Raw genomic sequence first — 9401 nt, 5'->3', positions numbered from 1 at the left:
CCACTTTCGAGTCAGCCAAGATGGTTGCCAAGGCGGGGAGGAAGTTTGGTAGCAAGACAGCAAGGGCGATACTCACCTGGGCGCACTATCGGTTCAAGCAGTTCCTGAAATTTCAAGCCAAAAAGAAAAACGTGGTTGTCGTGGAAGTATCGGAGGCGTACACCAGTAAAACCTGTACCAAGTGTGGGCACATCCACACCAAGTTGGGTGGCGCAAAGGTGTTTAGATGCCCAAAATGCAACCATAGGCTACCACGAGATTGGCAAGGCGCTCTGGGTGTTATGCTCAGAGCTTTGCGGGATACCGCCTTTCTGTTCGGAAACGGACAGAATGCTATCGCTTCACCGTTGAGCAGTAATGCTCAGCAGTGTTCAGCGTAAATGTATCAGCCTTTCTCTGTAGACGTTCGATTGCACCTAAAAAATTGCCCCGCCCATCACCGGGCGGGGTTATTGCTGCATCCTCAGGCCAGCTTAAACTGCCTCTGGAACTTTGGCCTCTTCCGCCGCCACTTCCTGCACCACGATCTTGCCCCGGAACACCACGTAGTTGTAGATGTTGTAGGACAAGATAACCGGGATCAGAAAGCCAATAAAGGTGAGCATAAACACCAGGGAGCTGGGGGAGGCCGCCGCTTCGTAGATGGTGACGCTGGGGGGGATGATGTTGGGGAAGACCATGAACCCCAAGCCGATAAAAGAAAGCGCAAAGATCAAAAAAGTGTAAACCAAAACGCTATTTTCTTCCCGCCGGCGCAGGCTGCGCAGCAACAACGCCACCAACAAAAGTCCCAGAACTGGGATGGCAGCAAAGATGTAGAAAAGAGGGGGCGAGAAAAGCTGAGCACGCGCCTGCTCGGACATGATAGGAGTGCTGATGGTGATAAACACTGCCCCCAGTAAAGTTGTCCAGGTGGCGATGGTTGCCGTCTTGTAGTAGGTTTCCTGAAGCTCGCCGGTGGTCTTAACGATTAGGTAGGCTGAGCCGATTAACACATAGCCCTGGATCAAAGTAAGAGCCACCAACAGCGTGCGCCAGGTCAGCCAATCCCAGGGGCTGCCGGCAAAGTGGCCGGCTTCGTCCACGCGGATCCCTTCGAAGACGCTGCCCAAGGCAAATCCCTGGCCCAAGGCTGCCAAAAAGCTGCCCACTCCAAAGGCGATGTTCCACACCAACTTGTTGTCGGCGTTTTCCCGAAACTCGAAGGAAACGGCCCGCAAGATCAGGCCCACCACCATGATCACCAAGGGTATGTAGAGGGCATTGAGAATGGTGGCGTAGGCGAGAGGAAAAGATCCAAATAGGGATCCCCCCATCAACACCAGCCACGTCTCGTTGGCATCCCAAACATTGCCCAAGCTGGTCATGAGGATGCTGCGCCGGGTCTCGCTGGAGGCCGTCAGGGAGAGGATACCAACTCCCAGATCAAACCCGTCCAGCAGAACGTAGAGAAATAGGAATAGGCCCAGGATAAAAAACCAAACCTGGGGCAGAAACCGCTGTAAAGGCTCAAAAGATTCCATCGCTGTTCCCTCTGCTTTGAGTATTTCTGACCAGTGCGAGACAGTTCCCGATGGCGATCCCCAGTCCCTCTCCCTCTAGGGAAGGGAAGTTGGGAGTTGACGTAGCGAAGGGTTTCACTGCTGTGGGGAATGGGCCTGCTACGTTGCCCTGTTGCTACTTGGAGTCACCAGTTAGATGGCTACCAAACTGCTGCTACCGAGCTTCTGCAGGACGGCGATCTGGCTCGTGGCGGGCAGGCTCGACCACGATCACCGGCTGCGTTGCCGGGACAGGGGCGGGCAACTCCAGGTTTGGCCCTTCGCGGATGATGCGGCTGCCAAAGTAGAGAGCGGCAACGAAGAACACAGTGTACAACGCGGTCAGGCCAACCAGAGAAAACAGCACTTCTCCTGCCGGCAGGGGCGAAACCGATTCCACCGTGCGCAGTTGTCCATACACAATCCAGGGCTGCCGACCCACACAGCGGACGATCCAACCGGTTTCAACGGCGATGTATCCCAGGGGTGCTGCGAAGATCCAAGCTCTCATCAGCCACTTTTGCTGAGAAAGGGCCTCCACTGAGAGCTTGCCCCTCAGCCATTGCACAAGGGTAACTCCGACAAGCCCGGCTAGGAGGAGGCCAATGGCCACCATTGTCCTAAAGGAGTAGTAGATGAGGCCAACCATGTGGGGACGATTTTGGGGATCCCAGCTTTTGAGCCCTTGAATGGGTCGATCCAAGCGGGGCTTAAACTCCAGCAGATAGCCCAGCGCGCCGGGGATCTTCACCTCCCACTCGTTGCGCTCTTTGCGGTCGTTGGGCACAGCCAACAGGCTCCAGTCTGCCCGCTCGCCGGCAGGGATCGTCTCCCACTGGGCCTCCATGGCCGCCAGCTTGGCCGGCTGATAGCGATACACTTGCTCTGCGCTCAAATGGCCGATATACACCTGCAGGGGGGCAACCACCAGGGCCATCGCCAAGACCACTTTGAGGGAGCGGGAGAAGAACTCGCTGTGCCGCCGCTTGAGAATGTACCAGGCACTGATGCCACCGATAACAAACAAAGAGGTTTCCAAGGTGGCAAAAAACATGTGCAGAAAGCTGTTGACCATGAAGGGATTGACAATGGCCTGCAGGTAGTCCCGCACCACAAACTTCCCATCCACAAATACACCACCTGCCGGCGTCTGCAGCCAAGAGTTGGCCGTCAGGATCCAAAAGGTGGATAAGTTGGCGCCAAAGGCCACCAGGATCGTCGAGATCCAGTGAATCACCGGCGGGACGCGCTCCCAGCCGAACAGCATGATCCCCAGAAAGCTGGCCTCCAGCATAAAGGCCATCGTGCCCTCAAAGCCCAGGATGGTTCCAAAGAAGTCCCCCACTGCTTCGGAAAAAGGTGCCCAGTTCATGCCAAATTGAAAGGCCATTGGCAAGCCTGAGGCCACGCCAATACCGAAGTTCAACACATAGAGTTTTGACCAGAAACGGGCGTGGCGGTAGTAATCTAAGTTGCGGGTTTTTAGCCAAAGTCCCTCAATCACAACGAGATAAATGGCCATCCCCGTTGTTAAAACCGGCCACAACATGTGAAAAATGGCCGTGAGGGCAAACTGTAGACGAGAAAGGGCAACGGTATCCAGAAACATGATTTGTACCAAGTTTAGATGAATTGACCCATACAGCTTTTTCCGACAACATCTGCTGCAATTGATACAGCTACATCTCTTGCATGAAAAACATCTTGCTGACTGGCAGACATCAGATGAGGCCGGGAAAGCCGCGCTTTGTGGTTCCTTCTAACATCGAATCTTGGCTAAGACAATCGACAAGCCGTCCGACTCTAAAGGTTAATTTTAGGATTCTGGAAGTGTGAACCCTTTTTTGTAATTTAGACTACAAGACAAAGAGCGCACTGCGAACCTAGCGGCCAAAGCCTGGCAGGCCATTGACATAGGGTTCTGGTTTTCTTCGTCTTTAAACAACAAAAAACAACAAAACTGTTGCCCTAATAGATCGAGGAGCGATTCCCAGCAAGGGAGGACTTCCGGTTTACAGAGCCGGCAGACGGCTGCTGATTGTCCCCGGAGCCTGCCAGAATTGGGATCCCTGCTTGTTGGGATCGCAGTTTGCAGTGTGGGGTGGAAGATGTCGTTTATTCCGCTGGTGCGCTTTCTAGGCCAGTCCGGCTTGATTCAAGAGCTGGCCACCTGCTTGAGATCGCAGCGACGGGCAAATCTGCAGGGGGCAGGGCGGATTGCCAAGGGGTTGATCGCCTCGGCTTTGGCCCAGCAGGAGGGAAGATCCCTGCTGGTGGTCACTGCCACCTTGGAGGAGGCAGGCCGCTGGACGGCGCAACTGGAGGGCATGGGCTGGGAGAGTGTGCAGCTCTACCCTACTTCAGAGGCTTCCCCCTACGAACCTTTTGACCTGGAACCGGAGCTGGTGTGGGGCCAGTTTCAGGTGCTGGCCGATTGCCTCCAGGGGAAGAAGGGCATGGCCATTGTGGCGACAGAGCGGGCCCTCCAACCCCACCTCCCTCCCCCAGAGGTGTTGCGGGCCTTTTGTCTCCAGCTGGAACCCGGCTTGGAGATGTTTCCCCAGCAACTGGGGCAGCAGTTGACCCGTCTGGGCTACCAGCGGGTGAGTCTGGTGGAAAGCGAGGGGCAGTGGAGCCAAAGGGGCGACATTCTCGACGTTTTCCCGGTGGCCTGCGAGTGGCCGGTGCGCCTAGAGTGGTTTGGCAACGAGCTGGAGCGGCTGCGGGAGTTTGACCCGGTGAGCCAGCGCTCTCAAGACGGGATCCCCCATGTCTGGCTAACTCCCACCGGCTACGGGCCCATCCTCTGGCCGGCTCTGCAGGAAAAAGCCGATCAGCTTTCCCAGGGTCTGCGGCAGCAGTTGGAGCAGTCGCCGTCTCCTCCGGAGGGCTTGCGCCGTTTTCTCGGCCTGCTCTACGATCCGCCAGCCAACCTGCTGAGCTATCTGGATCCCGAGGCTTTGATCCTGATCGACGAGCCGGAGCAGTGCCAGGCCCACAGCCAGCAGTGGCTCTACCACGCCCAAGAACAGTGGAAACAGGCCCAGGTTGCGGAGCCGGCTCTGCAGCCCTTTCACCGCCCCTTCGATCTCCATGCTCCCGACTGGGATCCCTTCCCCTGCCTGTTGGCCCGCACCTTTGCCCCTGCTGGCGAAGCCGAAGCTGCCCTTGACCTAAAAAGCCGGCCTGTGCCTACTGCTCCCCACCAGTTTGGATCCCTGGCCAAAACCCTGCGCGAGTACCGCAAGCAGCAGTTGCAGGTGTGGATCCTCTCTGCCCAGCCCTCCCGAACCGTAGCTCTGCTGCAGGAACACGACTGCCCCGCCCAGTACGTGCCCAATCCCAAAGACTTCCCGGCCATCGAGCGCCAGCTGCAGTCCTACACCCCAGTGGCCCTCAAGTATTCCGGCCTGGCCGAGCTGGAGGGGGTTCTCCTGCCCACCTTGGGGTGGGTGGTGCTCACCGACCGCGAGTTTTTCGGCCAGCACAGCCTGGCCACCCCTACTTATGTGCGCAAGCGCCGCCAGGCCAGCTCCCGCCAGGTGGATCCCAACCTGCTCAAGCCGGGGGATTTTGTTGTCCACAAGGCGCATGGCATCGGCCAGTTTCTGCGCCTGGAAACCCTCACCATCGGGGGCGAAACCCGCGAGTACCTGGTTATTCAATACAGCGATGGCCTGTTGCGGGTGGCTGCCGACCAGGTCAACTCCCTTTCCCGCTACCGCGCCAGCGGGGATGGACCACCTGCCCTGCACAAGATGTCCGGCAGCACCTGGGAAAAGACCAAACAGAAGGTGAAAAAGAGCCTGCGAAAAGTGGCCTTTGACCTGCTGCAGCTCTATGCCAAACGCGCCGAACAGGAGGGCTATGCCTTCCCGCCCGATTCTCCTTGGCAACAGGAGCTGGAAGATTCTTTCCCCTATCCCCTGACGCCGGATCAACTCCGAGCTGTCCAGGAGATCAAGCGGGATATGGAATCTCCACGCCCTATGGATCGGCTGCTGTGTGGGGACGTGGGCTTTGGCAAAACAGAGGTGGCAATCCGTGCCATTTTCAAAGCCGTAACCGCCGGCAAGCAAGTAGCTCTCCTGGCGCCAACCACCATTCTTACCCAGCAGCACTACCACACCCTCAAAGAGCGCTTTGCTCCCTATCCTATTCAAGTGGGCTTGCTCAACCGCTTCCGCACCTCGGAGGAGAAAAAAGAAATCCTATCCCGTCTCAAGAGTGGCGAACTGGATGTTGTGGTGGGCACCCACCAGCTTTTGGGCAAGGATGTGCAATTTCGGGATTTAGGCCTTTTGGTTATTGACGAAGAGCAGCGCTTTGGCGTCAACCAAAAAGAGAAAATCAAACTTCTCAAAACCCAGGTGGATGTACTCACCCTCACCGCCACCCCTATTCCCCGCACTCTGTATATGGCCTTGTCGGGTTTGCGGGAAATGAGCTTGATCCAAACTCCGCCTCCTTCCCGCCGGCCTATCAAAACTCACCTTTCTCCCTACAACCCCGAAGTCATCCGCACGGCTATCCGCCAAGAGTTGGATCGCGGCGGTCAAGTCTTCTATGTCGTCAACCGCATTGAAGGCATCGAAGAAACCAGTGCCAAATTGCGGGAGTGGGTGCCCGGTGCTCGCATTGCCATTGCCCACGGGCAGATGCCGGAAGGGGAGCTAGAGGCAACGATGCTGGCTTTTAACAATGGGGAAATCGATATCCTGGTCTGCACGACGATTATCGAATCCGGTTTGGATATTCCCCGCGTCAACACCATTTTGATTGAAAATGCTCAGGAGTTTGGATTGGCTCAGCTATACCAGCTGCGGGGGCGGGTGGGCCGGGCTGGGATCCAAGCCCATGCTTGGCTGTTTTACCGAGAAGACGGGATCCTCACCGAGGAGGCCCGCAAACGCCTACAGGCCATTCAGGAATTTACCCAACTGGGATCCGGCTATCAGTTGGCAATGCGGGATATGGAAATTCGTGGCATTGGCAACCTGCTGGGAACGGAACAATCCGGGCAAGTCAATGCGGTGGGCTTCGATCTTTACCTGGAAATGCTGCAAGAAGCCATTCGAGAAATTCGCGGCCAGGAGATCCCACAGGTGGAGGACACACAAATTGACCTCAATGTAACCGCCATGATCCCGCAAAGCTATATCCCCGACGAAGATCAAAAGATGCAGGCTTATCGACACCTGGCTGCTGCCGGCTCTCGGGTCGAGCTGTTGCAAATTGCCCAGGAATGGCAAGACCGCTTTGGCCCCCTGCCCAAGCCTACCCAGGAGCTGCTGCGGGTGATGGAGCTGAAGATCCTGGCCCGCACGCTGGGCTTTTCCCGCATTAGGCCAGCCAAGGAGCATGTCCTTTTGGAAACCCCCATGGAGGAGCCGGCTTGGAATCGCCTGAAAGAGGCTCTGCCCACTCACCTGCAGCCTCGCTTTGTTTACCAACCGGGCAAGGTGACGGTGCGGGGTCTGGGGATGGTGCCGGCGGCGCAGCAACTGGAGAACCTTTTGCAGTGGCTGGACAAGATGAGCCTGGCCCTGAGCCGGATGGAGGCTGGGATCCCAATGACCCCCTAGATCTTGCCGGATCCCTCTCGAGGCGGGCCCATGCTCTGGTGTGAGAGAGTGGAATGGCCGGCCCTCCTCTCTTCAGCGCTCCTTTTTGCATCGGCTTCGCGTTTGCATCGGGTTCGCGTCATGAAAGTTCTAGAAGCTCACCACCTCCAAAAAACCTACCGGCAAGGAGGCAGGGAGGTGCGGGCGGTGGTGGATGTCTCCCTGACGCTGGCAGCAGGGGAGATCCTGGCTTTTTTGGGGCCCAACGGGGCCGGCAAGACCACCACCATTAAGATGATTGCCGGCCTGATCCAACCCGACGCGGGCACAGTGTGCGTTCTCGGACGGGATCCCCATACCGATCCGGGGGCCCTGGCCCAGGTGGGGGCAGTGCTGGAAGGCAATCGCAACCTCTACTGGCGGATGACCCCCCTACAGAACCTGGAGTACTTCGGTGTGCTGCGGGGGCTATCCCCCAGAACCGCTCGGCAACGGGGGTTAGAGCTGCTGGAGACCTTTGGCCTGCAGGAGAAACAAGATGTGGCCGTGCAAACCCTTTCGCGGGGCATGCAGCAGAAGGTGGCCATTGCCGTCGCCCTCCTGCATCAACCGGCCCTGTTGCTGCTGGATGAGCCCACCCTGGGGTTGGATGTGGAATCGGCGCAAGCGGTGAAATCCCTGATCCGCCAAATTGCCGCTTCGGGTCGAGCCATCTTGCTCACCACCCATCAACTGGATATTGCGGAAGCGCTCTCGGATCAGGTAGCCGTTATTCGACAAGGGGTGATCATCGCCCAAGCCCCCACGGGAGAGTTGATCCGGCACTTTGCCGGCGCCGTCGGTACTTACCGGATCGAGCTGGAACAGGGGCTGGATCCCTGGAGGTTTGAACAACTGGCCCGCCAAGGGGTGAAGATTCTCGGATCCCATCGGGTGCGGTTCAGCGGCCCGCCAGAGATGCTCTATCAGGTGCTGGAGATCTTGAAGCCTTTGCCCTTGCTCAGCCTCAAACGAGAGGAAGCCGATCTCACCCATATTTTCCTCGAGTTGTTGAAAAGGGGAGAGGGGCAAGGATGATGCCGGTGATACACCTGTTTTGGGCTGAACTGAAGCGGGCCTGGATCCAGTACATTCGCTATCCGGCGGAGGCCCTGGGCGGGATCCTGATCACCACGTTCTTCTTCTATGCCCTCTTTGCCGGCGCCCAATATGTGGCAGGGCCTGCCTCCCAATTTGGCGAACGGTTGGATGCGGTGGTGATCGGCTATGTGCTCTGGACGCTGGTCATTTTTGTGGTGAACGACATCGCCCTCAACCTGCAGGTGGAAGCCCAGACAGGCACCTTGGAGCAGGTGTTGCTCTCGCCATTTTCGGCAGCCACTCTCTTCTTGGCACGGGCTTGTGCCAGCTTGGTGTTGCGCTTTTCCATTGTCGTCGTCATTCTGGGCGTCATCTTATTGCTGACGGGCAGCCGGTTGCGGTTTCCCCCTGCTCTGGTGTTGCCTTTGGTGAGCGTGGTGCTGGGGGCCTACGGCTTCTCGTTTTTGCTGGGATCCGCCGCTCTGATTTGGAAGCGAATTCAGCAGCTTTTAATTATCAGCCAATTCGGCTTGCTTTTTCTGTTGGCTGCTCCCACGGAAGAATGGCCGGGATCCCTGAGGTGGCTAGGGCAAAGTCTGCCCATGACGGCGGGGGCTGGGCTGTTACGCGACGTAATGGTGCGCGAGGTAGGGCTGGATCCCCTGCGCTTGGCCATGGCTCTAGCCAGCGGCATTTTCTACTTCGGCCTGGGTCTGCTGGCCTTTCGCTGGGCAATGCGGCTAGCCAAACGTCAAGGGATCCTGGGATCCCAGTAGAGGTCTGCAGGAGGGCATCTAGAGCGAACGTTGGTCGGGGGAGCGGTGCAGCAGGTGAGGGAAGTGGTATTCTACCGCTCCAGTGACCGGGTTGTTTTCGGGGAAAGCCATGCTCCGCCGGCTCAGCTCTTGCAGCGCCTTTTCAATTTCGTCAAAGTCGGCAGGTAAGTCGATAGCTATCTCCGCAAGGGTGAGGATCCCTTGCCGCTGTTGGGCTAGCCGCAGGATCTCCCGCATCAGAGCTTGACCTTTCAAGGGCTGAGAAGGCGCTGAAACGGCCTTTGCAGGCGTTGGGGAAGGCTGGGATCCCTGTAGAACTGCCAGTTTGAAGTTGTGATTTTCCACCATGCCTGGGATCAAAAACAGGTCGATCAACTGCCCAATGCCCAACAGGCCAAAGGTGAACAGCCAGAGAACGCCTGTGCCGGTCTTGCCCAGGT

7 protein-coding genes are annotated in these 9401 nt (G+C 57.5%); 4 read left to right on the top strand and 3 right to left on the bottom strand.

Translation table 11 applies throughout. The features are described from left to right. On the top strand, nucleotides 1-380 hold a 380-nt coding region (locus NW839_RS00695), incomplete at its 5' end, for a zinc ribbon domain-containing protein (RefSeq protein ID WP_414380428.1). Nucleotides 381-473: 93 nt separating this feature from the next. On the opposite strand, the gene cydB is transcribed toward NW839_RS00695, so the two are convergent. After that, a complete protein-coding gene (cydB, locus tag NW839_RS00690) occupies nucleotides 474-1523 on the bottom strand; it encodes a cytochrome d ubiquinol oxidase subunit II (protein ID WP_414342791.1) in 1050 nt (349 codons plus the stop codon). Between the two features lie 193 nt (nucleotides 1524-1716). After that, a complete protein-coding gene (locus NW839_RS00685) occupies nucleotides 1717-3150 on the bottom strand; it encodes a cytochrome ubiquinol oxidase subunit I (RefSeq protein ID WP_414352149.1) in 1434 nt (477 codons plus the stop codon). 499 nt (nucleotides 3151-3649) lie between these two features. On the opposite strand from NW839_RS00685, the gene mfd reads away from it, so the two are divergent. From mfd to NW839_RS00670, 3 genes are all read left to right on the top strand, one after another. Beyond that, entirely contained in the window at nucleotides 3650-7126 is a 3477-nt protein-coding gene (gene mfd / locus NW839_RS00680; protein WP_414352150.1) for a transcription-repair coupling factor, read from the top strand. A 120-nt stretch (nucleotides 7127-7246) separates the two neighbouring features. Continuing rightward, the gene (locus NW839_RS00675; protein WP_414352151.1) at nucleotides 7247-8182 is read left to right on the top strand and encodes an ABC transporter ATP-binding protein; all 936 of its coding nucleotides are present in this window, start codon (nucleotides 7247-7249) and stop codon (nucleotides 8180-8182) included. Next, nucleotides 8179-8961, top strand: coding sequence for an ABC transporter permease (locus NW839_RS00670; RefSeq protein WP_414352152.1), 783 nt, complete (start codon nucleotides 8179-8181; stop codon nucleotides 8959-8961). The genes NW839_RS00675 and NW839_RS00670 overlap by 4 nt, the downstream gene beginning before the upstream one ends. Before the next feature lie 18 nt (nucleotides 8962-8979). Here NW839_RS00670 and NW839_RS00665 read toward each other — a convergent pair. Next, nucleotides 8980-9401: TM2 domain-containing protein (locus NW839_RS00665; RefSeq protein ID WP_414380426.1), on the bottom strand; the 422-nt coding region annotated here is incomplete at its 5' end.

Source organism: Synechococcus sp. R5-15 (genome assembly GCF_047462035.1).
Lineage (GTDB): Bacteria > Cyanobacteriota > Cyanobacteriia > Thermostichales > Thermostichaceae > Thermostichus.
This window is presented reverse-complemented; position numbering and strand designations above follow the sequence as displayed.

What these genes read in the sequence shown, in the direction of transcription:
- NW839_RS00670 (WP_414352152.1), top strand. Translation starts at nt 8,179, where the DNA reads ATGATGCCGGTGATACACCTGTTTTGGGCTGAACTGAAGCGGGCCTGG.
- mfd (WP_414352150.1), top strand. Translation starts at nt 3,650, where the DNA reads ATGTCGTTTATTCCGCTGGTGCGCTTTCTAGGCCAGTCCGGCTTGATT.
- cydB (WP_414342791.1), bottom strand. Translation starts at nt 1,523, where the DNA reads ATGGAATCTTTTGAGCCTTTACAGCGGTTTCTGCCCCAGGTTTGGTTT.
- NW839_RS00685 (WP_414352149.1), bottom strand. Translation starts at nt 3,150, where the DNA reads ATGTTTCTGGATACCGTTGCCCTTTCTCGTCTACAGTTTGCCCTCACG.
- NW839_RS00675 (WP_414352151.1), top strand. Translation starts at nt 7,247, where the DNA reads ATGAAAGTTCTAGAAGCTCACCACCTCCAAAAAACCTACCGGCAAGGA.